17 protein-coding genes and 1 pseudogene are annotated in these 24,978 nt (G+C 70.7%); 9 read left to right on the top strand and 9 right to left on the bottom strand.

What is annotated here, in order from left to right:
- Positions 1-846: 846 nt before the first annotated feature.
- Positions 847-1,671 (bottom strand): hypothetical protein, encoded by an 825-nt coding sequence (locus ACZ6C1_RS32740; protein ID WP_469246003.1) that lies wholly within the window; start codon positions 1,669-1,671, stop codon positions 847-849.
- A gap of 1,329 nt (positions 1,672-3,000) precedes the next feature.
- Here ACZ6C1_RS32740 and ACZ6C1_RS32735 point away from each other — a divergent pair.
- Positions 3,001-3,086: pseudogene (locus tag ACZ6C1_RS32735) on the top strand (glutamine synthetase); the annotation flags it as partial.
- 171 nt (positions 3,087-3,257) lie between these two features.
- Here ACZ6C1_RS32735 and ACZ6C1_RS32730 read toward each other — a convergent pair.
- The 3 genes from ACZ6C1_RS32730 to ACZ6C1_RS32720 form a co-directional block, all read right to left on the bottom strand.
- A complete protein-coding gene (locus ACZ6C1_RS32730) occupies positions 3,258-3,659 on the bottom strand; it encodes a DUF4234 domain-containing protein (protein ID WP_469246001.1) in 402 nt (133 codons plus the stop codon).
- A gap of 338 nt (positions 3,660-3,997) precedes the next feature.
- Positions 3,998-4,471 carry a hypothetical protein gene (locus tag ACZ6C1_RS32725; protein ID WP_469245999.1) on the bottom strand — a complete coding sequence of 158 codons (474 nt, stop codon included), beginning with the start codon at positions 4,469-4,471 and terminating at the stop codon, positions 3,998-4,000.
- A 71-nt stretch (positions 4,472-4,542) separates the two neighbouring features.
- On the bottom strand, positions 4,543-5,136 hold the full coding sequence (locus ACZ6C1_RS32720; RefSeq protein WP_469245997.1) for a helix-turn-helix domain-containing protein: 594 nt from the start codon (positions 5,134-5,136) through the stop codon (positions 4,543-4,545).
- A 27-nt stretch (positions 5,137-5,163) separates the two neighbouring features.
- On the opposite strand from ACZ6C1_RS32720, the gene ACZ6C1_RS32715 reads away from it, so the two are divergent.
- A complete protein-coding gene (locus ACZ6C1_RS32715; protein ID WP_469245995.1) occupies positions 5,164-6,642 on the top strand; it encodes an MFS transporter in 1,479 nt (492 codons plus the stop codon).
- A gap of 42 nt (positions 6,643-6,684) precedes the next feature.
- Here the strand turns inward: ACZ6C1_RS32715 and ACZ6C1_RS32710 are convergent, their stop codons facing one another.
- Together ACZ6C1_RS32710 and ACZ6C1_RS32705 are read right to left on the bottom strand one after the other, a co-directional pair.
- Positions 6,685-7,116, bottom strand: a complete 432-nt coding sequence (locus ACZ6C1_RS32710) for a VOC family protein (protein WP_469245993.1) — start codon at positions 7,114-7,116, stop codon at positions 6,685-6,687.
- Positions 7,117-7,174: 58 nt separating this feature from the next.
- Positions 7,175-9,181: a PIG-L family deacetylase gene (locus ACZ6C1_RS32705; RefSeq protein ID WP_469245991.1), complete on the bottom strand. Its 2,007-nt coding sequence runs from the start codon at positions 9,179-9,181 to the stop codon at positions 7,175-7,177.
- Positions 9,182-9,415: 234 nt separating this feature from the next.
- On the opposite strand from ACZ6C1_RS32705, the gene ACZ6C1_RS32700 reads away from it, so the two are divergent.
- On the top strand, positions 9,416-12,400 hold the full coding sequence (locus ACZ6C1_RS32700; RefSeq protein WP_469245989.1) for a bifunctional [glutamine synthetase] adenylyltransferase/[glutamine synthetase]-adenylyl-L-tyrosine phosphorylase: 2,985 nt from the start codon (positions 9,416-9,418) through the stop codon (positions 12,398-12,400).
- Positions 12,401-12,410: 10 nt separating this feature from the next.
- Here the strand turns inward: ACZ6C1_RS32700 and ACZ6C1_RS32695 are convergent, their stop codons facing one another.
- Genes ACZ6C1_RS32695 through ACZ6C1_RS32685 form a run of 3 tightly spaced genes read right to left on the bottom strand, consistent with a single transcriptional unit; the run spans position 12,411 to position 16,293 of the window.
- The gene (locus tag ACZ6C1_RS32695; RefSeq protein ID WP_469245987.1) at positions 12,411-13,295 is read right to left on the bottom strand and encodes a phosphatase PAP2 family protein; all 885 of its coding nucleotides are present in this window, start codon (positions 13,293-13,295) and stop codon (positions 12,411-12,413) included.
- Between the two features lie 36 nt (positions 13,296-13,331).
- Complete coding sequence (locus ACZ6C1_RS32690; RefSeq protein WP_469245985.1) at positions 13,332-14,441, bottom strand: LacI family DNA-binding transcriptional regulator; 1,110 nt, start codon at positions 14,439-14,441, stop codon at positions 13,332-13,334.
- A 25-nt stretch (positions 14,442-14,466) separates the two neighbouring features.
- Positions 14,467-16,293, bottom strand: a complete 1,827-nt coding sequence (locus ACZ6C1_RS32685; protein ID WP_469245984.1) for a glycoside hydrolase family 13 protein — start codon at positions 16,291-16,293, stop codon at positions 14,467-14,469.
- Between the two features lie 349 nt (positions 16,294-16,642).
- On the opposite strand from ACZ6C1_RS32685, the gene ACZ6C1_RS32680 reads away from it, so the two are divergent.
- The 6 genes from ACZ6C1_RS32680 (at position 16,643) to ACZ6C1_RS32655 (ending at position 24,878) form a co-directional block, all read left to right on the top strand.
- Positions 16,643-17,917, top strand: a complete 1,275-nt coding sequence (locus ACZ6C1_RS32680) for an extracellular solute-binding protein (protein ID WP_469245983.1) — start codon at positions 16,643-16,645, stop codon at positions 17,915-17,917.
- A gap of 24 nt (positions 17,918-17,941) precedes the next feature.
- Positions 17,942-18,967 (top strand): carbohydrate ABC transporter permease, encoded by a 1,026-nt coding sequence (locus tag ACZ6C1_RS32675; RefSeq protein ID WP_469245981.1) that lies wholly within the window; start codon positions 17,942-17,944, stop codon positions 18,965-18,967.
- Positions 18,964-19,833, top strand: a complete 870-nt coding sequence (locus tag ACZ6C1_RS32670) for a sugar ABC transporter permease (RefSeq protein WP_469245979.1) — start codon at positions 18,964-18,966, stop codon at positions 19,831-19,833. The genes ACZ6C1_RS32675 and ACZ6C1_RS32670 overlap by 4 nt, the downstream gene beginning before the upstream one ends.
- Before the next feature lie 170 nt (positions 19,834-20,003).
- A complete protein-coding gene (locus ACZ6C1_RS32665; RefSeq protein WP_469245978.1) occupies positions 20,004-21,665 on the top strand; it encodes a glycoside hydrolase family 13 protein in 1,662 nt (553 codons plus the stop codon).
- Positions 21,653-22,735, top strand: a complete 1,083-nt coding sequence (locus ACZ6C1_RS32660) for a LacI family DNA-binding transcriptional regulator (protein WP_469245976.1) — start codon at positions 21,653-21,655, stop codon at positions 22,733-22,735. The genes ACZ6C1_RS32665 and ACZ6C1_RS32660 overlap by 13 nt, the downstream gene beginning before the upstream one ends.
- A 439-nt stretch (positions 22,736-23,174) precedes the next feature.
- Positions 23,175-24,878 carry a carbohydrate-binding module family 20 domain-containing protein gene (locus ACZ6C1_RS32655; RefSeq protein WP_469245974.1) on the top strand — a complete coding sequence of 568 codons (1,704 nt, stop codon included), beginning with the start codon at positions 23,175-23,177 and terminating at the stop codon, positions 24,876-24,878.
- Positions 24,879-24,978: the final 100 nt, after the last annotated feature.

Raw genomic sequence — 24,978 nt, 5'->3', positions numbered from 1 at the left:
ACTTCTTAGAAGTGACACAGGGACCCCTCCACCTTGCGGTACACCGTGACCCGAGTATGGCGGTTCCCAAGCCGCGGGAGGTTCGTTTTTCTCTTCCCGCCTCCGCGGTGCAGAAGTCCGGATTGCTCCGCATGGTCGCGGCATAGAGAGCGCATGGGTCAAACGGGACCTGCCAGTCCTTGGCGCGCTCGTTCGCCAGCTCGACGACGCCGCTGGCGCGTCCTTCCCCGAGCTGTAAGACACCACAGACGAAACCGGTTTCGACGTCGCCGAGATTGCTGAGTCAGCACTTGCCCTGGAAAGCGCCGGGTTTATCACTCTTTCGCGGACTGCGGGTTCCGCAGGGTTGTGGTGCGTGAAGGCGGTGTCCAAGGAAGCACGGCAGGCTGTCGGGCGGTGGCCGACGGCGGAGCACTTGCTCGATGTATTGCTTCAGCGCCTTGGAGAAGCCGCACGATGAAGAGACTGACCCAGAGCGACGGTCGCGACTCTGCGAAGTAGCCAGCGCGGCAGGTGGGACGGCACGAAACGTGCTCGTCGATGTCTTGAGCAGTGTGATCGCGAAGAGCAGGGGCGCCTGAGAGGCTCCAGCAGCCTGCGTCGATCAACATTATCTAGTGGTGTCATGAACACTGATTTCTCTGACATCAGTGTCCGCAACAAGGTCGAACAGCGGTGGTCTACATCGAACGTGAGAGTCCAGCCAGTCGAGGGCATGGAGCGGGTCGACTGACGTCGATGGCGTAGCGCGACTGACCTGATAAGGATGAGGCCAGACTGCCATACCTCTGCCCTTGGTTCGGATTCATCACCCTATCCGGGCGCGGGCGTCTCATGCATGCGCGTCTATGGAGGGGGGGACAGCTCTGAAGCGATCTCACGGTGCGTCTCGCGGATCTCTTCATGGAAACTTCTTACCGCGGCACCTCCACGCCGGGGATCCAGTATCCTCGCGAACCTTACGACCTGGTAGCGGATCCTCCGCGAGCCGTCGAGCCAGTAGTGCCGCAGGGCATCGCCTGTCAGGGAAACTGCCTCCTCGTATTCACCCTTGAGTGCAAGGGCTTGCGCCAGCCGGATCCGCCAGTACGTGTCATTACGCGGGAAGTCAGCGCGCACTACACCTGTTGACTCACGGAGAAAGCGCTCCGCTTTGGCGTAATTGCCAAGGTCGAGGTAGGCACTGCCCAGTTGCCGGTTCATTTCGCCTTCGGACAGAAAGCCCAACCACCAGTGCTCCTCCCCGTTCTTCCCGGCCGCTTCATAATTGGCTCTGGCCTCCCGCTCGTGCGCAAGCACTGCGCTCCTATCGCCAAGAAGAGCTTGCGCCTGCATCACACGGATTGCGAAGAGAGCGCGCACTTTGGGGTGGGACAGTTCGTCCGCTGCTTCCCGGTGGGCGGAAGCGACTGCCTCTAGAGCACCTTGCGGATTCCGCAAGTAGAGCTCTTGATGAGACAATAAGTTCGCTAGGTCTGCGACGAGCAGTGAATCGCCTGACATCAACGCGTATGCCCGTGCCTCTCCGAACAAAACGCGCGCCAAGTTCGGGTCGCCAGCATCGAAGGCACTCCACCCGGTGATCCTTCCGATCCATCCAATTGTCGAGAGCAGCGTCCTACCCTGGCGAGTCCCCGATTGTTCAGAAAGGCGTGATAACTGCTGAAACATCTTCAGCTGCGTAGTCGCTAGGTCTAGAACTGCTGCTCCACCTACACGTTGTTCCAAGGCGCTCAACTGGGCTGGTACACGCTTCAGGTCTGCTCCAGCGTCCCAAAGGGTTGGCGTGGGCTCCTGAGAAGGGCCGCCCATGAGCGGCACAACGCCGCTAACCATGCCTGTTGTGAACCCCCGCCTGTTCAGCACATCCCCACCTCCGACTGGCTCGGCTTGAAAAGCCCTCGAATTCTTCGGCGCAAACCCCAACTCGATCGGGCTCATGCCCAGCAATATCGAGAGGATCCTGCGGTAGACTGGGCGCGGCCATACGATTTCACCGTCCTCCCATGCTGCTACATGGCGCTTGGTGCACCCCACATTCTCTCCTAATTCTTCTGCCACTCGCCGGATCGCAGCGGCGAACTCCTCCCTGCTCTCGTTCCGCAGCTCACGCTGTTGACGTAGACGGTGGTTTGGGACGCGCTCAGGCATAAGCCGGCCCCTTACTGTGGCACGCCGGTGCGGGGTGGCTGGTCCACCCTGCATCGATACTGCATCAGATCAGCATCGCTGGCGAGAGCACCTCTGCTTCACCCGCAAGGGCATCGCTTCGCCATTGGCAGCACAACCAGACTGGGCTGCACAGCCAAGCGAGGCCGGGAGGAACTTATGAGCGAGACAGGCAACTCCGCAACCCCACTCTCAACAAGGGCATCACTTCTTCAGGCTGGGGCGCGACAGTCTCTCGCAGTACTCGCAACGACGCTTGCCACGTTCGTCGGCAGGGTAATTGGGGACTTCATTTACCACCTGATGTGCGGGTGAGGCCTGCGCGACTCCGGCATGTCGGAGTGGCGGCATGCAAACTGTGGGAGGGGCGGGGCGAGGTGGGCTTAAGTAAGGCGCACTTCCGCCCTGAAAAAGCACATCACACACCTCTTGTCGTCTCAATGTCCCTGTTGCCAGCCAGACGATGGGCAGGACGGCACCCGGGGTGGCCCCATGGATCGAACGCCAAAACCAGGGCTCAGACGACGTAGCCACCGGACAGTGACGGCAACGACGGCGGACGGCAACGGCACCAAGCAGCCCGGCAGTCTCGTCCACCGGATCTACCAAGTGCAGCGCCGTGACCTGCTGCCTTACGCAGGAGTCAACGAACCTCCGGAGTCGACGGCGTTGAGGCGGCTCCCCCGACAGCTGTTCTGGGTGAGCGGTGCCCCGGGATGCCTCTACTGTGCGAGCACGGCCCTTAGCCCGGCCCGTCAACAACCACCGCACCAGCGCAGGTCATTCGACGGTCAACTGGGCAGGCCCTAGGTCACCCAGGCGGCTCGTAACTTCCTCCACAACAAGAAGCAGAGATGGAGTAGTACCGCTCAGGGGTCACCGCCTTCGAGCTCCGCAAGAACCTGCCGGTCCTGTAGGCCCAGGTCCTACCGGGCTTCCCCGCTGTACGGGCACTCCAGGCCGACGGTCACCGACCACCGGCCCGGAGTAGGCGAGCGGTTGTCCGAGGCGGGGAGGACTGTCCGTGTGCGGTTCCTGACACCGCCGGCCCAGGCTCACAGCCGTAGGACGGCGGCGTCCTTCACACGTCACACGGCCAACGGGACGTGTTCGCCTTCCTCGCGGTAGCTGTAGTGGGCCCAGATTTGGTTCATCTCGTGCTGGTAGTACAGCGAGTGCAGGCTGAAGACGAACACCAGGATGAGGCCGATCCAGGGGTTGCAGGTCGGCTGCATCCCGGCCGCCCGCTGCATGCGGGCGATGCGATCACCCGTGTTGAACACGGAGATGAACGGCGGCACGATCAGGATCCAGCCCAGGGCGATGGCCACCACCGCCATGCCCGGCTGCACCTCGATACGGTGGTCGAACTCACGTGCCTCGCGGTTCACCTTGTAGTACCAGACCAGGTGATAGATCCCGAGGGTGATCAGTGGCCAGATGAGCCACACGAGGAAGATGTTGCGGGTCTTGCCGACGCGGCCGCTCATGAGCACCTCCGCTGTGGTCCCTACTCGTCCAGTGCAGCACGACGGGCTCCATGGCGCGCGTCAGGACAGCGGGGGCGGACCGAGCACCGCGGACCGTCGGCCCCGGCGGTGCCTCACCCGTCCCGGGCCGGTCGGGGCGGGTGCTCGATGACCTGCTCCGGATCACGCAGCCACACCCGCTGACCGTTTGCGGTCACGGTCGGCCTGAAGTCCCACGGTTCGGGCGACCCCAGGGCGTCGTACTCCTGGTGCACCCCTTCGACCTCCTGCCACAGGTCGCGGAAGCCGTACTCGCTCTTCCGCTCCGCGGCTCGAGCGGGGGCGGGGTCCCGCCCCGTTCAGGCGTGAGTGCTACCGCTGCGCAGGTCTTCTCGCATGCGAAGCCGCAGGAGCGTGAGTGCGTCGTCGTAGCTGCGGCGCCCTTCCACGTACGCCGGGGCACTGACCAAAGTCCCCTCCATCACGCGGTCGCGGAGGTCACGCAGCCGCCGGAAGGCATCCTCCGAGGCGGCCACCACAGGCGCAGGTGCGGTGATGGTGATCTGGTACCGCATCCCGATGCACGGCCCGAACGCCTCACGGGCAGTCGTACGCCGCGCGGAAAGCCGCAGATCCGGGTCCCGGGCCACGTTCCCGCACGTGTGGCGCGCCTCGGAGAGGCACGCCAGGTAGTCCCCGTACAGGGTGCGTCGCATCTGCGTGTCACGATCCAGGCGCTCCCGCCGCCATTGGCGCCGGTCGAGCAACATGGCTGATCCTGTGGCGATCGCGGCGCCCACCACTGTGCTGATCAAGGTGATCCACTGCAACATGGCCGGACCGTATCCACGGTCGAACACGGGTATGCCCCGTCGCGGGAATCGTCTCGGCGGCTCGAACCACGTCAGCGGTGGTCGTGCCCGTCCGGGCCGGACGGAGGCGTACGGGTGACCGCCTGGTCGCCCCGGGGGCCGAAGAGGTGGAGGATTTCGACGGCGGTGGTGCCCGCCGGGCCGAACCAGTGGGGTTGCCTGGTGTCGAACTCGGCCACTTCGCCGGGGCGGAGGACGCACTCCTGGTCCCCGAGGAGGAGACGCAGGTCGCCGGCGAGGACGTAGAGCCACTCGTAGCCGTCGTGGGTCACCAGCTTGGGCTCGCGGGGGGCCAGCACCTGCTTGAACACCTGCACCCGGCCCGGGTACTGGGTCAGCGGTACGAGGACGCTGCCGGGGCCTTTGGGCAGGGGCTTCAGGTGGACGCGGGGGTCGCCGGTGACGGGGGCGGCCACCAGCTGGTCGAGGGGGACGCGGTGGGCCGTTGCGAGGGGGATCAGCAGGTCCAGGGTCGGGCGTCGTTTGCCGGACTCCAGGCGGGACAAGGTGCTCACCGAGATCCCGGTCGCCGCCGCCAGCGCTTCCAGGGTGAGGGCGCGGTCCCGGCGCAGGGTGCGCAGCCGGGGGCCGATGCCGTCGAGCGTCCGTCGTAGTTCCTCGTCCATGCACCCAGTTTTGCAGTCTTCGCAAAGGTGCTGGGTGCCGGGTGGACTCCGGCCCGAGCATGGCCGGGCCGGACGCTTTGTGGACGTGAGAGGCAGGCCGTGACCGCGACGACTCATCCCCTTCAGCCGCTGCCAGGGTTCAGTGCGCGAAGGCGCTGGACGGTGCTGGCCGTCTGCTGTCTCAGCATGTTCCTGGTGGGCCTCGACACCACCATCGTCAACGTGGGCCTGCCGGAGATCGGGCGCGCCCTGGGCGTCGGGACGCGCAGTCTCGAATGGACCGTGGACGCGTACACCCTCGTCCTGGCCGGTCTGCTGATCTCCTCCGGCGCGCTGGCGGACCGTTTCGGACGCCGACGGGTGTTCCGGACCGGGCTGGCCGTCTTCGGCGCCTCCTCCCTGCTCTGTGCCCTCGCCCCTTCGGTGGGCGTGCTCGTCGCGGCCCGCGCCCTCCAGGGCGTCGGCGCCTCGATGCTCAGTCCGGTGGCTCTCGCCATCGTGGTGAACGCGATGCCCGACCCGAGGGAGCGCGCGCGGGCGATCGGCGTCTGGGCGTCGGTCTTCGGGCTCAGCATGGCCGCGGGTCCCGTCGTGGGCGGCGCCCTCATCGACGGCTTCGGCTGGCGGTCGCTGTTCTGGATCAACGCGCCGGTCGTCGTCGCCGCCCTCGTCCTCAGCGCGGTGTTCGTGCCCGAGTCCCGTGCCCGGCGGGCGCAGCGGCTCGATCTGCCCGGTCAGGCCCTGCTGACGGCGGTCATCGCCGCATCGGTCGGCGTCCTCATCGAGGGGCCGCACATCGGCTGGACGTCGCCGCCGGCGATCGGTGCGTACGCCTTCACCGCCGTGGCGGCGGCCGGGTTCGTGTGGGTCGAGTCCCGCCGCGCCGAGCCGCTGGTGGATCCGCGGCTGTTCCGGCACCGGGCCTTCAGCGGTGCGGTCCTGGGCGCGGTGGCCGTCTTCGTCGCCCTCAACGTGACCCTGCTGCTCAACACCCTGTACCTGCAGGACGGCCGGGGATGGACGCCCCTGGCCGCCGGCACGGCGACCCTCCCCATGGCGGCCGGCGCGACCGTGTGCGCCCCCTGGGCGGGCCGCCTCGTGGGCCGGAGAGGACCGCGCCTGCCGCTGCTGCTGGCCGGCGCGTTCCTCACCGCCGGTGGCCTCTGCCTCGTCGGGCTGGACCAGCACACCGGCCTGCCGCTGCTCCTGTCGGCCTACGCGCTCATCGGCATCGGGTTCGGCTTCGCCAACGCCCCGCTCACCAACACCGCGGTGAGCGGCCTGCCTCCCGGCCGCGCCGCCGTCGCCGGGGCGATCACGTCCACCGCCCGCCAGTTCGGCTCCGCGCTCGGCATCGCCGTCGCCGGCGGGCTGGTCACGGGCACCGCGCCCATGGGCCTCGCCCACGCGTCCCGGCCGGGCTGGGCGCTGGTCGCCGCCTGCGGACTGCTCCTGATCCTCGTGGCCTTCGCGTCGCGGCCGAGGCAGGACGCCCCGCATGCGTGACGGTACGTCACAACCCCGGCCGCCGGGTACGCGACGGCCGCCCTAGCGCTCCGACAGCTCCGACGGCGCCTCCTGGACCGTCCAGCCGTTGCCGTCCGGGTCCTTGAAGAACAGAAACGAGTTCCACGTCTCGCCCTTGCCCTCCGCCCAGCCGTCCGGGCCCACGTGCTGGACGGGGCTCACCTCCACGCCCTGTGAGACGAGCTGCTCGCGGGCCGCCTCGATGTCGGTCACGCAGAGCTGGAGGCCGTGCAGCGAGCCGGGGGTCATCACTTTCTCGCCCGGCGCCGCGGGCATACCGCTCTGCAGGGCGATCGAGCAGCGCGAGCCCGGCGGGGTGAGCTGGATGATGCGGATCCCCGGGGCCACCTCCGTGTCCAGGTCGACCGTGAATCCGCACTTCGTGCCGTAGAAGTCCTTCGCCCGGTCCAGGTCGGTGGCCGGGACGAGGACGACTTCGAGGGTCCAGTTCATGCTTCTCCTCCGTCGGTGAGTACGTCCATCAAAGCCGGACTCGGCGCGCGGCGCCGACTCATCGCTCCCACGGCGACCAGTTCAGCCGGCCGTCCAGGCCCAGCGTCGCGAAGCCCGCCGGGGCGGCCGCAGGGGCACCGGCGAACAGCGGCCCCCGGCTCACCCACCGGCCCCCGGCCCGCGCCGTGGCCGCCGCGCCGTCGCCGCCGCGCACGGCCAGCCGGTCGCCCGACGAGGCCACCGCGCCGTGGCCCGCGACACCGCCCGGCACGTCCCGTACCGGCGAGGCGTGGCCGCTCCCCGCGAAGCGGGCCCAGCGGACGTCCCCGGAGGCCGGCTTGCGGAACAGCAGCCGCACCCCGTCGGCACCGTCGGGCGCGGCGCTCAGCGCCCCCGTCGTGGCCGGCAGCCCGGTCGGCACCGGGCCGGTCACCGGCCCGCCCGGAGCCGCCTGCGTCCACGCCAGAACCGTCTTCGGCGTGCCCGCGAACACATGGCCGCGCCCCTTCGCGTCCGTCGCCGCCACCGGGTCGCCCCGCAGGTCCCGCCCCCCGGCCGACCGCCACGGCGACCAGCCGCCGTCCGCCCGCTGGACGCTGACCCGCATCGTGTGCCCGGCGTCGCGCACGTACACCGACATCAGGCCCGCCCGGTCCACCAGGACCGCCGGCAGGCTGATGTCGGACGTCCCGGTCTCGTCGTCCCGCTCCGGGGTCCCCAGCGAACGCCACGCGCCGAACGCCCCGCCCGGCGCCTGCTGCACGGACGTCACCACCTCACGGCGGTACTCCCCGTCGAGTTCGGTCCGCGTGCCGAACACTGCGATCCGCCCGTCCGGCAGCCGCACCGAGGTCACCCCGCTGTCCAGGCCGGTGCCCGGCTGGAGGACCGGACCGGTCCACTCGGCCGTGCCCTTCTTGTGCCACACGGCCAGCCGGCCGTCCAGCACCGAGAACGCGTACAGCTCGCCGCCGCGCACGCCCTGCTGCACCCAGGAGGCCGAATCCCCGCGGGAGTACCGGATCGACTGCGCCCAGCCGTGCCCGGCGGGACGCGCCGCCACCTTGCGGTCGCCGCAGCCGGCCGGGTCCTCGCAGTAGTCGGTGTGGTCCCACCACGCGTACGTCTTCAGGGTGCGCAGCTTCGCCTCGGTGGTGCGCGGGTCCAGGGAGTGCGGCATGCCGCCGGTCGAGTAGCCGAGGTGGTTCTGTACGGCGAAGGCCGGGCGCCCCTGCTTCTCCGCGTACCGGGCGAGCGCCGCCTGTGCGAAGCGGGCGCCGTACATGTGGTCCTGGTGGTCGGAGAGCTTGCCGGTCTTGTCGTTGCGGCCCGGCGTCGGGTCCATGAGCCGGACGAAGGTCGGCTTGAAGCGGTCGAGGACGCCGGTGATCGTCTCGATGGTCCCGGCCCTGGTGTACGAGAAGTCCTCCTGGACCGGGGACCCCGCGGCGAGCTGGGACTCCAGGCGCTCCACGCGGCCGTCCCACAGGCCGTGCAGGCTGTGCGGCCGGTCGCCGGAGATGCTGCCCGCCTCGCGGAGCTGGAGCCACACCAGGCTGATCTGCGGCTTGGCGCGCAGCGTGTCCAGCTCGGCCCGGCCGCCGCCGGCCGTGGCGACGGACGTGCGGTCCCAGGGGCTGGTGCGGTTGCCGGTGGCCATCTCGGCGTACGCGGCGCGTATGCCGTTCTGCCGGGCCTCCGCGTACGCCGCCTTGTCGGCGGGCGGAGCGGGGTCCTGGCGCCGGGCGTTGCGGCCGTCGGACTCACCGGCGGTGAGGTAGACGGACGTGAGGCTGCGGCCGGAGGCGATGGACCGGCTGGTGTCCGGGTTCATGAAGAACAGGTCGTCGTCCGGGTGGGCCATGATCTGCACGACCGCCTCGCCGCTGGTCCGCACCGGCTTCACCGCCTCCGCCTCGGGCACGCCCCGGCTGGGTACGTCCGACGCGTCCGACGACCCGGCGGTGACCGCCAGCGTCCCGCCCGTGATCGCGAGCAGCACGGCGATCGGCGCGGTCACGAGCACGGCACGGCGGACGGAGGAGGACAGGGCGGGGCGAGGCATGGGCGGCGGCTTCCGTTACGCGGGGTGGAGGGGGCGAACCGGGGGAGAAGAGGGGCATTGCCGCCATCCGGTTCATAGGAGGCGGTGTGGGGTGCCTCACGCCCGGGGCGGGAAGTGCCTCACGCGCGGGGCGGGCCGGGCGATGCGGGTGCCGGGTCCCGCCGGGCGGTGTCACCGGGGGCCGATAGGCTCGGACACGTGGAAGGCGAGTGGCGAGCCTCGGAAAGGGGAGTCATGACCGGGCCGGGGCGCAGGAGCAGTACGTTCACCCGACTGCTGCGGCACGGCTTCACCGATCCGTCCGCCGCCGAGCGGCTCCTGGACCTGCCCGTGCTGTCCTCGGTGCGCGGCGACCCGGTGCTGCTGGACGCGCTCGGTGCCACCGCCGATCCCGACCTCGCGCTGCGCGGACTCGTCCGGCTCGCCGAGGCGCAGGGCGACGACGGCCGGCAGCTCCTCGGTACCGTCCTGAGCGCCAAGCCGCTGCGCGACCGGCTGCTCGGCGTGCTCGGCGCCTCCGAGGCGCTGGCCGACCACCTGGCCCGGCACCCGCGCGACTGGGAGGCGCTCGTCACGTACGAGTCGGCCGACCTGCACCCGGGCGTCGCCGACTTCGAGCGCGGGCTCGCCGGGGCGACCGACACCGTGTCACTGCGTGTCGCCTACCGCCGCTGCCTGCTGGCCATAGCGGCCCGCGACGTGTGCGGCACCACCGACATCGCCGAGACCGCCGCGGAGCTCGCCGACCTCGCCACGGCCACCCTCCGCAAGGCCCTCGCCCTGGCGAGCGCGGCCGCGCCGGAGGACGCCGCACTGTGCCGGCTCGCGGTCATCGCGATGGGCAAGTGCGGCGGCAACGAGCTGAACTACGTCTCCGACGTGGACGTCATCTTCGTCGGTGAGCCCGTCGACGGCGCCGACGAGGGCAAGGCGCTCCAGGCCGCGACCCGCCTGGCCTCGCACCTGATGCGCATCTGCTCCGAGCAGACGGTGGAGGGCACGATCTGGCCGGTCGACGCCAATCTGCGCCCCGAGGGCAGGAACGGGCCCCTGGTGCGGACCCTGTCGAGCCACCTCGCCTACTACCAGCGCTGGGCCAAGACGTGGGAGTTCCAGGCCCTGCTCAAGGCACGCCCGGTGGCCGGGGACCCGCGGCTCGGCGCCGCGTACGTCGAGGCCGTCTCACCCCTGGTGTGGCAGGCCGCCGAGCGGGAGAACTTCGTCGCCGACGTGCAGAAGATGCGCCGCCGCGTGGTGGACAACATCCCGGTCGCGCAGGTCGACCGCGAGCTGAAGCTGGGCCCGGGCGGGCTCCGGGACGTCGAGTTCGCGGTGCAGCTGCTCCAGTTGGTGCACGGCCGCAGTGACGCCACCCTGTACAGCGGGACGACCCTGGAGGCGCTCAAGGCGCTGGCGGCCGGTGGTTACGTGGGGCGGGCCGACGCCGCCCAGCTCGACGAGGCGTACCGGTTCCTGCGGGCGATGGAGCACCGCATCCAGCTCTTCCGGCTGCGCCGTACGCACCTGGTGCCGGAGGCCGAGGACGACCTGCGGCGGCTGGGCCGGTCCATGGGGCTGCGCACCGACCCGGTCGCCGAGCTGAACCGGGAGTGGCGGCGCCACGCCGCGGTGGTGCGGCGGCTGCACGAGAAGCTGTTCTACCGGCCGCTGCTGGACGCCGTCGCCCAGCTCACGCCGGGCGAGACGCGGCTGAGCGCCAAGGCCGCCGGGCAGCGGCTGGAGGCGCTCGGGTACGCCGATCCCACGGCTGCTCTCCGGCACCTGGAGGCGCTGTCGTCCGGGGTCACCCGGAAGGCCGCGATCCAGCGGACGCTGCTGCCCGTGCTGCTGGGCTGGTTCGCCGACTCGGCCGATCCGGACGCCGGGCTGCTGGGCTTCCGCAAGGTGTCGGACGCCCTGGGCAAGACGCCCTGGTACCTGCGGCTGCTGCGGGACGAGGGCGCGGCGGCGGAGAACCTGGCCAGGGTCCTGTCGGCCGGACGCCTCGCCCCCGACCTGCTGCTGCGCGCCCCGGAGGCGGTGGCCATCCTGGGCGCGCCCGAGGGGCTCCAGCCGCGCGGCCGCGACCATCTGGAGCCGGAGATCCTCGCGGCGGTCGGCCGCGCCGAGGACGCCGAGCTGGCGGTCGCCGTGGCCCGTGGCGTACGGCGCCGGGAGCTGTTCCGCACCGCCGCCGCCGACATCATCGGCTCGTACGGCACGGAGGACAGCCCGGCGGAGGCCGACCCGGGCGCCCTCGTGGACCGCGTCGGCCAGGCGATCACCGACCTGAACGCGGCGACCATCGCGGGCGCCCTGCGGGCCGCCGTGCGCGAGCAGTGGGGCGACACGCTGCCCACCCGGTTCGCCGTCATCGGCATGGGCCGTTTCGGCGGCCATGAGCTGGGCTACGGGTCGGACGCGGACGTGCTGTTCGTGCACGAGCCGCGCGAGGGCGTCGACGAGCAGGAGGCGGCGCGGGCGGCGAACGCGGTGGTCGCCGAGATGCGGCGGCTGCTCCAGCTGCCGACGGCCGACCCGCCGCTGCTCATCGACGCGGACCTGCGCCCCGAGGGCAAGAGCGGGCCCCTGGTGCGCACCCTCAAGTCGTACGCGGCCTACTACCGCCGCTGGTCGCTGGGCTGGGAGAGCCAGGCGCTGCTGCGCGCCGAGCCGATGGCCGGCGACCGGGACCTCGGCCGGCGTTTCATGGAGCTGGCCGACCCGCTGCGCTACCCGGAGCAGGGCCTGGACGACGCGGCCGTGCGCGAGATCCGGCGGCTGAAGGCCCGTATGGAGACGGAACGGCTGCCGCGCGGCGCGGACCCGGCCCTGCACACCAAGCTGGGCCGCGGCGGCCTGTCCGACGTCGAGTGGACCGTCCAGCTCCTGCAGATGCGCCACGGCCACGCCGTGCCCGCCCTGCGCACCACCCGCACCCGCCGGGCGCTGGCCGCCGCCCGGGAGGCGGGCCTGATCGCCGACCAGGACGCCCGGACCCTGGACGAGGCCTGGGTGCTCGCCACCCGGGTCCGCAACGGCGTGATGCTGGTACGCGGCCGGGCCGGCGACACCTTCCCGTCCGACGCCCGCGAGCTGGCCGCGGTCGGCCGCTACCTGGGGTACGGGCCCGGTCACGCCGGTGAGATGGTCGAGGACTACCGCCGTACGACCCGCCGGGCGCGGGCGGTGGTGGAGGAGCTGTTCTACGGCGGCTGAAACGCCGGTGTCAGCGCTGGGCCGACGCGGCGAGCGGGCTGTCGGCCCGCGCCGCCACATGGCGTGGCAGCCGGTGCGGCACGCTGCCGTACCAGACGTACGCCAGTGTGTAGCCGAACGCCAGGCAGATCAGGCCGCCGACCGCGTCCAGCCAGAAGTGGTTGGCGGTGGCGACGATGACGACGAGGGTGGCGGTGGGGTAGAGCAGCCCGAGGATCTTCGCCCAGGGCGCCTTCGCCAGGGCGAATATGGTCAGGCCGCACCACAGCGACCACCCGATGTGCATGGACGGCATCGCCGCGTACTGGTTCGACATGTTCTTCAGGTCGCCCGACGCCATCGAGCCCCAGGTGCGGTGCACCAGCACGGTGTCGATGAACCTCTCGGAGGTCATCAGGCGCGGCGGGGCCAGCGGGTACAGGTAGTAGCCGAGCAGGGCGACACCGGTGGTGGAGAACAGCACCAGGCGGGTGGCGGCGTACCTGCCGGAATGCCACCGGTACAGCCACACCAGGACACCGATCGTGACGATGAAGTGCAGCGTGGCGTAGTAGTAGTTCATGCCCACGATCAGCCACGTCACGGAGTCCACGGCGTGGTTGACCGTCTTCTCGACGGCGATGCCGAGGGACTGCTCGGCCCGCCAGATCCAGTCGGCGTTGCGCAGCGCCTCGGCCTTCTGTTCCGGCACGGCGTTGCGGATCAGCGAGTAGGTCCAGTAGCTCACCGCGATCAGAAGGATCTCGAACCAGATGCGGGGGCGGCGGGGCGCGCGCATTCGCTGCCACACGGTCCGGCTGTCCGCCAGGCGGGCCGGACCTTCTTCGATGGGTGAATCCACCGGTGGTGCCGGGGCCTCGCGGCCTTCCAGTGTCCTCACAGTCGTGTCACCCATGGGCCAAGAGTCTGCCAGATAGGTCTACTCGGTCGATCATCCGTCAGTCTGGTCCTCGACGCCATCGCTACGCCTTTCGGAGGATGGCCTTGCGGGGGACCCGTGGGGGGCCTTCTCGGGGGAGCGCTGCCCCTGGGGGCCGGAGGCGGTGGATCCACGGACGACCAGCTCGGGCATGAACACGAATTCACTGTGGGGGGCGGGGGTGCCGCCGACCTCTTCCAGCAGGGCCCGCACCGCCGCCTGGCCCATCGCCTGGACGGGCTGGCGGATGGTGGTCAGCGGGGGGTCCGTGAAGGCTATGAGGGGCGAGTCGTCGAAGCCGACGACGGAGACGTCCCGGGGGACGTGCAGGCCTTGCTGACGGGCAGCGCGGATGGCACCCAGTGCCATCATGTCGCTGGCGCAGACGACCGCGGTGCAGCCGCGGTCGATCAGCGCGGTCGCGGCGGCCTGGCCGCCCTCCAGGGTGTACAGCGAGTGCTGGATGAGCTCCTCGCACTGCTCCGGCTCCAGCCCGAGCCGCGCCTGCATGCCCAGCCGGAAGCCCTCGATCTTGCGCAGCACGGGTACGAACCGCTTCGGGCCGACCGCGAGGCCGATCCGGGTGTGGCCGAGCGAGGCGAGGTGGGTGACGGCGAGCTGCATCGCGGCACGGTCGTCGGGGGAGACGAACGGCGCCTGCACCTTGGGGGAGAAGCCGTTGATGAGGACGTACGGGACGCCCTTGCCGCGCAGCTGGTCGTAGCGCGTCATGTCGGCGGTGGTGTCGGCGTGCAGACCGGAGACGAAGATGATGCCGGAGACGCCCCGCTCGACGAGCATTTCCGTGAGTTCGTCCTCGGTGGACCCGCCGGGGGTCTGGGTGGCGAGGACGGGGGTGTAGCCCTGGCGGGTCAGGGCTTGGCCGATGACCTGCGCCAGGGCCGGGAAGATGGGGTTGTCCAGCTCGGGGGTTATCAGCCCGACCAGTCCGGCACTGCGCTGGCGCAGCCGTACGGGGCGTTCGTAGCCGAGGACGTCGAGGGCGGCCAGCACGGACTGGCGGGTGGCCGCCGCCACGCCGGGCTTGCCGTTGAGCACGCGGCTGACTGTGGCTTCGCTGACCCCCGCCTGGGCTGCGATGTCGGCTAGCCGCGCGGTCATGAGATGCGACTGTACCGGCCGCACGTCAGCTTGCCCACCAGACGCAGGACTCCGGTGCGAGGAGGACGGTCCGTCCGCCGTCGCCGGAGCCCGCCTCGGCCGCCAACTCGCGAGCGGGCGGCGGTACTTTGCCCGCGAGGGCGGCGGTGCCGTCCGTCTGCCCGCCGCCGCCGTGGGCCGCGCTCCGGCAGGGGGCCCGGCCGTCACCGTCGGCCGGAGCGGCGCCGTCCGGTCCGCCGTCCGGAGACGGGGGAGCCGTGCTGGACAGCAGCACCCGGCTGCCCGGGGCGCGGAGGGCGACCGGGCGGTCGGTGAGGTTGACCGTGCAGATCAGGTCGCCCTGCCCGGGGCCGGTGCCGGCGCCCTCCTTCGCGCGGCGGCGGAAGGCCAGGACCCCGTCGGGCGCGGGCAGCCACTCCACCGCGTCGCCCGCGCCGAGCGCCGGGTGGTCGCGGCGCATCGCGAGCGCCCCGCGGTACAGCTCCAGCGTCGAGTGCGGGTCGCCGGTCTGGGCCTCCACCGACAGCTCCCGCCACTCGGGCGGCTGCGGGAGCCAGCTGCCGCCCGGGCCGAAGCCGTACGACGGGCCCTCCGGCGTCCACGGGATGGGCACCCGGCACCCGTCGCGCAGCCCGTCCTGGCCCTCGCCGCGCTGGAAGGCGGGGTCCTGGCGGGCCTCGTCGGGCAGCTCCGTGACCTCGGGCAGCCCGAGCTCCTCGCCCTGGTAGACGTACGCCGAGCCGGGGAGCGCCAGCATCAGCAGCGCGGCCGCCCGCGCCCGCCGCAGCCCGGCGGCGCCGGATCCGTACCGGGTGGTGTGGCGGACCACGTCGTGGTTGGACAGCACCCAGGTGGTCGGGGCGCCCACCGAGGTGGTGGCCCGCAGCGAGTCGTCGATGACCCTCCGCAGTGCGGCCGCGTCCCAGGGGCAGTTCAGGAACTGGAAGTTGAACGCCTGGTGCAGCTCGTCGGGGCGTACGTACAGGGCCAGCCGCTCGGCCGACGGCGCCCACGCCTCGGCGACGGCGATGCGCTCGCCCTCGTAGGTGTCCAGGAGCCGCCGCCAGGCGCGGTGGATCTCATGGACGCCGTCCTGGTCGAAGAACGGCAGCTGCTGGGTGCCGATCAGCCGGGCCTGCTCGCCGTGCCCGATGTCGGGCATCCCGGGGGCCTTGACCATGCCGTGGGCGACGTCGACGCGGAACCCGTCGACCCCGAGGTCCAGCCAGAACCGGAACACCGACTCGAACTCGGCTCTGACCTCCTCGTTGTCCCAGTTCAGGTCCGGCTGCTCGGGAGCGAACAGGTGCAGGTACCAGTCGCCGTCGGGCACGCGGGTCCAGGCCGGGCCGCCGAAGACGGACTCCCAGTCGTTGGGCGGCAGGGAACCGTCCGGCCCCTTGCCGGGGCGGAAGTGGTAGCGCTCGCGCCCCCGGCCGGCGAGCGCCTCGCGGAACCAGGGGTGCCGGTCCGAGGTGTGGTTCGGGACGATGTCGACGATCACCCGCAGCCCCAGTTCGTGGGCCGTGCGCACCAGGTCGTCCGCGTCCGCGAGGTCCCCGAAGAGGGGGTCGACGGCCCGGTAGTCCGCCACGTCGTAGCCGCCGTCGGCCTGGGGCGAGGCGTAGAAGGGGGTGAGCCACACCGCGTCGGCGCCCAGTCGCGCCAGGTGGGGGAGCCGCTCACGGGCCCCGCGCAGATCGCCGATGCCGTCGCCGTCGCTGTCCGCGAAGGACCTGACGTACACCTGATAGATGACGGCCTCGCGCCACCAGTCCGGGCGGCCGCTGGAAGAGTTTGCACGGCGCGGATCCTCCGGCGCCTGGACGGACGAGGTCAGCTCGTGGGCCATGTGCGGTGTCCCTCTCGGTGGGCCGGGATGGGGGCTGCGTACATCTAACGAGGTGAGAGCGGTAATGAAACGCTCCTGCAAGTCCTTACGAAAAGGCTTGCAGAGCTCTCCGGGCCCGCGCAAGCCCGCCCCGCCGCGGCTGTCAAGCGATGCGTCGGCAACTGTAGGGACACGTGGATGTAACGATCAGAGCGCCTTGCAGAAATTTGCCGCAAGGTCTTTCGGCTCGTTTTCATCCCTGTTACGTTCCTGGCAACCCGGCGCACCGCGAGGGAGCGGTCTGCAGGAGGCACGAGATCCAGACATGTGATCCGCCTTCGTCTTCCCGGGATCAGTTGAAGGAGTTCACATGCGGCGTGGCATAGCGGCCACCGCGCTGGTCGCGGCCCTCGGTCTGACGACCGCGGCGTGCGGAGGCGACGGCGGCGATCAGGGCGGGTCCAACAGCTCTGGCGAGCTGTCCGGCACCGTCACTTTCTGGGACACCTCGAACGAGGCCGAGAAGGCGACGTACCAGTCCCTGGCCGAGGGCTTCACCAAGCTGCACCCCAAGGTGAAGGTCAAGTACGTCAGCGTGCCGTTCGGCGAGGCCAACGCCAAGTTCAAGAACGCGGCGGGCGGCAACTCCGGCGCCCCCGACGTGATGCGCACCGAGGTCGCCTGGGTCGCCGACTTCGCCAGCCTCGGCTACCTCGCCCCGCTGGACGGCACCCGCGCCATCGAGAACCAGGGCGACTGGCTGCCGCAGGCCGCCGCGAGCACCAAGTTCAACGACAAGACCTACGCGGTGCCGCAGGTCATCGACACCATGGCGCTCTTCTACAACAAGAAGATGCTCAAGGAGGCCGGCGCCGAGGTTCCCACGAACCTGAAGGCGCTGAAGGAGGCCTCGGCGAAGGTCAGCAAGAAGTGGCCCGGCAAGACCGGCCTCTACCTGCGCGGCGACGACCCGTACTGGTTCCTGTCCTTCCTCTACGGCGAGGGTGGCGACCTGGTCGACGCCGAGGGCAAGAAGGTCACGATCGACGACCCGGCCGGCGTCAACGCGTACAAGACGATCAAGGACCTGGTCGACTCGAAGGCGGCGATCACCGACGCCTCCGACGGCTGGAACAACATGCAGAACGCGTTCAAGTCCGGCAAGGTCGCGATGATGCTCAACGGCCCGTGGGCCATCGCCGACTCCCGCGCCGGCGCCGAGTTCAAGGACCCGAAGAACCTGGGCATCGCCCCCGTCCCGGCCGGAAGCGCCGGGCAGGGCTCCCCGCAGGGCGGCTGGAACCTCTCCGTCTACGCCGGTTCCAAGAACCTCGACGCGTCCTACGAGTTCGCCAAGTACATGAGCTCCGCCAAGGTCCAGCAGGAGACCACCGAGAAGCTCAGCCTGCTGCCCACCCGCCTCTCGGTCTACACCAAGCCGAGCGTGTCGAGCAACGAGATGGTCCAGTTCTTCAAGCCGGCCGTCGACAAGGCCGTCGAGCGCCCCTGGATCCCGCAGGGCAACGCGCTCTTCGAGCCGATCCGCCTCCAGATGGCCAACGTCCTGGGCGGCAAGACCACCCCGGAGAAGGCCGCCCAGGAGACGGGCGACGCCTACCGCAAGATGCTCAAGGACTACAAGTAAGCAGTGGGAAGGGCTGACCGACCAATGGCTGTCGAGACCAGCCAGTCGGTGGCGAAGGCCGCGGGCGCCAGGAGCGCCCGCGGCCGCGGCCACCGCACTGAGAACACCCCGGGATCGCCGGGTCCGGGCCGCCTGCGCAGAGCGCTGAGCACCCACTGGTACGCCTGGAGCATGGTCGCTCCCGTCGTGACCGTGATCGGCGTGATCATCGGTTACCCGCTGGTGCGCGGCATCTACCTGTCGCTGACGGACGCCAACGAGGCCAACGTCGAGCGCACGATCGGCATCAACCACATCCCCGCGACGTACGAGTTCGTCGGCCTCGAGAACTACAAGGCCGTCCTGACCGACAACGTCTTCTGGGACCGGCTCGGCTGGACCGTGGTCTGGACCGTCAGCTGTGTCGCCCTGTCCTTCACCCTCGGCCTCGTCCTGGCCAACATGCTCAACCGCAAGCTCAGGGGCCGCACCTTCTACCGCATGGCCCTGATCCTGCCGTGGGCCGTGCCGGCCTTCGTCTCCGTCTTCACCTGGCGGCTGCTGTTCAACGAGCGCAGCGGCCTGTTCAACCAGCTCCTCGCCGGCGGCGGCATCGACGCGATCTCCTGGCTGAACGACCCCACCTGGGCCAAGGTCTCGGTGATCGCCGTCAACGTCTGGCTCGGCGTGCCCTTCATGCTCGTCGCCATGCTGGGCGGCATGCAGTCCATCCCAGGTGAGCTGTACGAGGCCGCCGAGATGGACGGCGCGACCGCCTGGCAGCGGTTCCGCCACATCACGCTGCCCGGGCTGCGGCCGGTCTCCGGCACGGTGATCCTGCTCAGCTCCATCTGGACGTTCAACATGTTCCCGGTGATCTTCCTGCTCACCCGGGGCGGGCCGGGCGACGCCACCGAGATCCTGGTGACGTACGCCTACAAGCTCTCGTTCGTCGTCAGCCCCCGCGACTTCGCGGGATCGGCGGCCTGGGGCGTGCTGATCCTGGCGCTCCTGTCGCTCTTCGCGGTGGCCTACCGCCGCGCGCTCCGCAAGCAGGGAGACATGTGGTGAGCACCAGCACACAGACTTCTCGGCACCGTAAGGTACGGGCCCGGGGCGAGCGTTCCCCGCTCGCCTCCCTGGGCCTGCACCTGACGCTGCTCGTCGCCACCCTCGTCGCGGTCTTCCCGCCGCTGTGGCTGGTGATCACGTCGTTCAAGCCGAAGACCGACGCCTTCGACACCTCGGTCGTCAAGAACTTCACCCTCGGCAACTACAGCCACGTCCTCGCCGACACCCAGTTCCTGGCCTGGCTCGGCAACTCGCTGGTCGTCGTCGGCATCACCACCGTCATCGGCGTCTTCATCTCGGCCACCACCGGCTACGCCGTCAGCCGCTTCCGCTTCCCGGGCCTGCGGCCCCTGATGTGGCTGCTGCTGATCACCCAGATGTTCCCGGTCGCCGTCCTGATCGTGCCGCTGTACAACCTGCTGGCCTCGCTCGGCATGCTCAACCAGCCGGTCGGCCTGGTCATCACCTACCTCACCGTCGCCGTGCCGTTCTGCGCCTGGATGATGAAGGGGTACTTCGACGGCATCCCCGCCGAGATCGACGAGGCGGGGCGGGTCGACGGGCTCACCCCGTTCGGCACCTTCTGGCGGCTGATCATGCCGCTCGCGAAGCCGGGCCTGGCCGTCACCGCGTTCTACACCTTCATCACCGGCTGGGGCGAGGTCGCCTACGCGTCCGCGTTCATGACCGGCGAGGAGAACCTCACCCTCGCGGGCGGTCTGCAGACCTTCGTCAACCAGTACACGGCCGACTGGGGTTCGCTCACCGCCGCGGCGGTACTGATCGCGGCGCCCGCCGCGGTCGTCTTCGGCCTCGTCCAGCGCCACCTGGTCTCCGGCCTGACGGCCGGCGCCACCAAGTCGTAGGGGCAACGGCGGACCACGTGTGTCCCGCCCACCCCGCGCGCCGGACACGTCCCGCGCGAAGGGGGCGGGCCGCACGTCGTCCCGACGCCCCTTCCGTATCCCGGTCCGCGGCGCCGGTCCGGCCTGTTCCCGGGCCGGCGGCCGCTCCACTCCTCCACTCCAGGGAAGACATGACCCAGCACCTCGCTGCCCCCGCCGCCCCCGCAACCGGTACCACCGGCACGGACACCGGCTGGTGGAGAGACGCGGTGATCTACCAGGTCTATCCGCGCAGCTTCGCCGACGGCAACGGCGACGGCATGGGCGACCTGGAAGGCATCCGCAGCCGTCTGCCGTACCTGAAGGACCTCGGCGTCGACGCCGTCTGGCTCAGCCCCTTCTACGCCTCGCCCCAGGCCGACGCCGGGTACGACGTCGCCGACTACCGCGCCATCGACCTCATGTTCGGCAACCTCCTCGACGCCGACGCGCTGATCCGCGAGGCCCACCAGCTCGGTCTGCGCATCATCGTCGACCTGGTGCCCAACCACTCGTCCGACCAGCACGAGTGGTTCCAGCGCGCGCTGCGCGAGGGCCCCGGGTCGCCGCTGCGCGAGCGCTACCACTTCCGCCCCGGCCGCGGCGCCGACGGCTCCGAGCCGCCGAACGACTGGGAGTCCATCTTCGGCGGCCCGGCGTGGACGCGGGTCGAGGACGGCGAGTGGTACCTGCACCTGTTCGCCCCCGAGCAGCCCGACTTCAACTGGGAACACCCCGCCGTACGCGACGAGTTCCGCTCCATCCTCCGCTTCTGGCTCGACATGGGCGTCGACGGCTTCCGTGTCGACGTCGCCCACGGCCTCGTCAAGGCGGCAGGCCTGCCCGACATCGGCGCCCACGACCAGCTCAAGCTGCTCGGGAACGACGTCATGCCGTTCTTCGACCAGGACGGCGTCCACGAGATCTACCGCAGCTGGCGCCAGGTCCTGGAGGAGTACGACGGGGAGCGCGTCCTGGTCGCCGAGGCCTGGACCCCGACCGTCGAGCGCACCGCCAACTACGTGCGCCCCGACGAGATGCACCAGGCGTTCAACTTCCAGTACCTGGGCACCTACTGGGACGCCGCCGAACTGCGCAAGGTCATCGACGCCTCGCTCGCCGCGATGCGCCCCGTCGGCGCCCCCACCACCTGGGTGCTGTCCAACCACGACGTGACCCGGCACGCCACCCGGTTCGCCAACCCGCCCGGCCTCGGCACCCAGCTCCGCACGCCCGGCGACCGGGAGCTCGGGCTGCGCCGGGCACGGGCGGCGACCCTGCTGATGCTGGCGCTGCCCGGCTCCGCGTACGTCTACCAGGGCGAGGAGCTCGGCCTGCCGGACGTCACCGACCTGCCCGACGAGGTGCGCCAGGACCCGTCGTTCTTCCGGGCGACCGGACAGGACGGGTTCCGCGACGGCTGCCGGGTGCCGATCCCGTGGACGGTCCAGGGCTCCTCGTACGGCTTCGGCGACGGCGGCAGCTGGCTGCCGCAGCCGGCGGCCTGGGGGTCCTTGAGCGTCGAGGCCCAGACCGGTGACCCGGGCTCGACGCTGGAGCTGTACCGCAACGCCCTGGCGGTGCGCCGCGAGCAGCCCGGGCTGGGCGCGGGCGACGGCGTGGAGTGGCTGGAGGCGCCCGAGGGCGTGCTGGCCTTCCGGCGCGGCGCCTTCATGTGCCACGCCAACACCACGGGGAGCCCGGTGCGGATAACGGTGCCGGGCCGGATGCTGCTCGCCAACGAGCGGGTGCGCGTCAGCGTGGACGGCACCGCCGAGTTGCCCGCCGACACCACCGTCTGGTGGGCGGTGTGACGATCCTGTCGCCTCGCGGCGACGCACGGACCGAGCCGCGGGGCGACGGAGGAGGGGGCGCCCCGCGGCTCGCGGACATCGCGGCACAGGCCCGCGTCAGCGAGGCCACGGTCAGCCGTGTCCTCAACGGCAAGGCGGGCGTCGCCGGACCCACCAGGACCCGGGTGCTGGCCGCCCTGGACGTACTCGGCTACGAACGGCCGGTACGCCTCAAGCGGCGCAGCGCCGGCCTGGTGGGTCTGGTCATCCCCGAGCTGACCAACCCGATCTTCCCGGCGTTCGCCCAGGTCATCGAGCAGGTGCTGGCCGGGCACGGCTACACGCCCGTGCTGTGCACCCAGATGCCGGGCGGCGCCACCGAGGACGAGCTGGTCGAGCAGCTGGAGGAGCGCGGTGTCACCGGCATCGTGTTCCTGTCCGGGCTGCACGCCGACACGAGCGCCGACCCGTCCCGGTACGTCAGACTGGCGGGCCGGGGCGTGCCGTTCGTACTGATCAACGGCTTCAACGAGCACATCGACGCCCATTTCGTCTCGCCCGACGACCGCGCGGCCGCCCGCATGGCGGTCCGGCACCTCGTCGAGCTGGGCCATGAGCGGATCGGGCTGGCCATCGGCCCGACCCGGTACGTCCCGTCGCGGCGCAAGGCCGAGGGGTTCACAGCGGCGCTGCGGAGCATGCTCGGGGTCGGCGCCGAGGAGGCGGAACTGCGCGTGCAGCAGACCTTGTTCGGGGTCGAGGGCGGGCACGCGGCGGCCGGGACGCTGCTGGACCAGGGCTGCACGGGCATCGTGTGCGCGAGCGACCTGATGGCGCTCGGTGCCATACGGGCGGTGCGGGGGCGGGGCCTGGACGTGCCGGCGGACGTGTCGGTGGTCGGCTTCGACGACTCGCCGTTGATCGCGTTCACGGACCCGCCGCTGACGACGGTGCGGCAGCCGGTGCAGGCGATGGCGACGGCGGCGGTGGACGCGCTGCTGGAGGAGATCGACGGCAACCCGGTGCAGCGCACGGAGTTCGTCTTCCAGCCGGAGCTGGTGGTGCGGGGTTCCACCGCCGGTCGCAGGTGAACGGCTGAGCGGGTGAGGGGGCCCGGGGCCTGCCCGTGATCGGGCGCGGCGGGGTCTTCATCGGCCCCGGGCCTCCCGGCTCGTGACGCCGCCCAATCCCCGGTCGGGGGCCGGTCCGGCGTGCCCGGCCCGGCCGGCCGGGCGCGTGGGGCCCCGGGGTACGGGGACCCCCGGCCGACCGGACCGGAGTCGTCGTTGAACGTAACACCACTGCAAGTGCTTGCGAAAGAGCTTGCAGCCCTTGATTCGGCGGATTTCCCTCACGTAAACCGTGCGTGTCCAAAGGGTTGACCGCGTCGGCGGGGCCTCGTACGGTCACGACCGAAAACTGTTGCTGCTGTCTTGCAGCAAGAAGCTTCACAGGGCCTTGCGGGCATGGCGCGTTGCCGTACGAGGCTGCACCGTCGCACTCCGCACCTCCCATTCCCCAGGAGGAAACATGGTCCGAAAGACCGTGGCCGCTGCACTCGCCCTCGTGGCGGGAGCCGCTGTGGCCGTCACGGCGCCCCCCACTCCGGCCGCGGCGGTCCCGCCCGGCGACAAGGACGTCACCGCCGTGATGTTCGAGTGGACCTTCGCCTCGGTGGCCAGGGCGTGCACCGACACCCTCGGCCCGGCCGGGTACGGGTACGTCCAGGTCTCCCCGCCGCAGGAGCACATCCAGGGCAGCCAGTGGTGGACCTCGTACCAGCCCGTCAGCTACCGCATCGCCGGCCGCCTCGGTGACCGCGCCGCCTTCCAGTCCATGGTGAACACCTGCCACGGCGCGGGCGTCAAGGTCGTCGTCGACACCGTCATCAACCACATGGCGGCGGGCAACGGCACCGGCACCGGCGGCACGTCGTACACCAAGTACGGCTACCCCGGCCTGTACTCCGCGCCCGACATGAACGACTGCACCGCCCAGATCTCCAACTACCAGGACCGGGCGAACGTCCAGAACTGCGAGCTCGTCGGCCTCGCCGACCTCGACACCGGCGAGGAGTACGTCCGCACCAAGATCGCCGGCTATATGAACGACCTGCTGACGCTCGGCGTCGACGGCTTCCGCGTCGACGCCGCCAAGCACATGCCGGCGAGCGACCTGGCCGCCATCAAGGCCAAGCTCACCAACCCCGGCGTCTACTGGAAGCAGGAGGCGATCCACGGGGCCGGCGAGGCGGTGTCGCCCAGCGAGTACCTCGGCAACGGCGACGTCCAGGAGTTCCGCTACGCCCGCGACCTCAAGCGCGTCTTCCTCGGCGAGAACCTCGCGTACCTGAAGAACTTCGGTGAGGCCTGGGGCCACATGGAGTCCGGCAAGTCCGGCGTCTTCGTCGACAACCACGACACCGAGCGCGGCGGCGACACGCTGAACTACAAGAACGGCTCCGCCTACACCCTCGCCAACGTCTTCATGCTGGCCTGGCCCTACGGCTCCCCGGACGTCCACTCCGGCTACGAGTGGACCGACAAGGACGCCGGCCCGCCCAGCGGCGGCAACGTCAGCGCCTGCTACAGCGACGGCTGGAAGTGCCAGCACGCCTGGCGCGAGATCGCCTCCATGGTCGCCTTCCGGAACGTGGCCCGCGGTCAGGGTGTCACGAACTGGTGGGACAACGGCGGCGACCAGATCGCCTTCGGCCGCGGCACCAAGGCGTACGTCGCCATCAACCACGAGACGTCCGCCCTCACCCGTACCTTCCAGACGTCGCTGCCGGCCGGTGACTACTGCGACGTCCAGAACAACCGGCCGGTGACCGTCGACGGCTCCGGCCGGTTCACCGCGACGCTCGGCGCGGGCACGGCCGTCGCGCTCCACGCCGGGGCGCGCACCTGCGGGGCCGGGACCACGACCCCGCCGCCCGCCACCACGGGCGCGTCCTTCGCCGTGAACGCCACCACGGTCCCCGGCGAGAACATCCACGTCACCGGCAACCTGGCCGCCCTCGGCAACTGGAACACCGCCGCCGCGCCCAAGCTGGACCCGGCCGCCTACCCGGTGTGGAAGCTCGACGTGGCACTCCCGGCCGGCACGTCCTTCCAGTACAAGTACGTCCGCAAGAACGCCGCCGGGGCCGTCACCTGGGAGTCCGGAGCCAACCGCACGGCCACCGTCCCGGCCTCCGGGACGGTCGTCCTGAACGACACCTGGCGCGCCTGAAGCACCCCGCGTCCCTCAAGCCGCCCCGCGCCCCCTCCCGGGCCCGGGGCGGCACGCCACCCCGTCTGAAGCAACCCTCCTCAAGGAGATCCGGCCTTGA

Source organism: Streptomyces sp. NPDC041796 (assembly GCF_055590785.1).
Note: the sequence above shows the minus strand (reverse complement) of the source record. Positions and strands in the feature narration are given on the sequence as shown.

What these genes read in the sequence shown, in the direction of transcription:
- ACZ6C1_RS32725 (WP_469245999.1), bottom strand. Translation starts at nt 4,471, where the DNA reads ATGTTGCAGTGGATCACCTTGATCAGCACAGTGGTGGGCGCCGCGATC.
- ACZ6C1_RS32720 (WP_469245997.1), bottom strand. Translation starts at nt 5,136, where the DNA reads ATGGACGAGGAACTACGACGGACGCTCGACGGCATCGGCCCCCGGCTG.
- ACZ6C1_RS32695 (WP_469245987.1), bottom strand. Translation starts at nt 13,295, where the DNA reads ATGGGTGACACGACTGTGAGGACACTGGAAGGCCGCGAGGCCCCGGCA.
- ACZ6C1_RS32690 (WP_469245985.1), bottom strand. Translation starts at nt 14,441, where the DNA reads ATGACCGCGCGGCTAGCCGACATCGCAGCCCAGGCGGGGGTCAGCGAA.
- ACZ6C1_RS32680 (WP_469245983.1), top strand. Translation starts at nt 16,643, where the DNA reads ATGCGGCGTGGCATAGCGGCCACCGCGCTGGTCGCGGCCCTCGGTCTG.
- ACZ6C1_RS32700 (WP_469245989.1), top strand. Translation starts at nt 9,416, where the DNA reads ATGACCGGGCCGGGGCGCAGGAGCAGTACGTTCACCCGACTGCTGCGG.
- ACZ6C1_RS32705 (WP_469245991.1), bottom strand. Translation starts at nt 9,181, where the DNA reads ATGCCTCGCCCCGCCCTGTCCTCCTCCGTCCGCCGTGCCGTGCTCGTG.
- ACZ6C1_RS32685 (WP_469245984.1), bottom strand. Translation starts at nt 16,293, where the DNA reads ATGGCCCACGAGCTGACCTCGTCCGTCCAGGCGCCGGAGGATCCGCGC.
- ACZ6C1_RS32730 (WP_469246001.1), bottom strand. Translation starts at nt 3,659, where the DNA reads ATGAGCGGCCGCGTCGGCAAGACCCGCAACATCTTCCTCGTGTGGCTC.
- ACZ6C1_RS32675 (WP_469245981.1), top strand. Translation starts at nt 17,942, where the DNA reads ATGGCTGTCGAGACCAGCCAGTCGGTGGCGAAGGCCGCGGGCGCCAGG.
- ACZ6C1_RS32665 (WP_469245978.1), top strand. Translation starts at nt 20,004, where the DNA reads ATGACCCAGCACCTCGCTGCCCCCGCCGCCCCCGCAACCGGTACCACC.
- ACZ6C1_RS32655 (WP_469245974.1), top strand. Translation starts at nt 23,175, where the DNA reads ATGGTCCGAAAGACCGTGGCCGCTGCACTCGCCCTCGTGGCGGGAGCC.
- ACZ6C1_RS32710 (WP_469245993.1), bottom strand. Translation starts at nt 7,116, where the DNA reads ATGAACTGGACCCTCGAAGTCGTCCTCGTCCCGGCCACCGACCTGGAC.
- ACZ6C1_RS32740 (WP_469246003.1), bottom strand. Translation starts at nt 1,671, where the DNA reads ATGTTTCAGCAGTTATCACGCCTTTCTGAACAATCGGGGACTCGCCAG.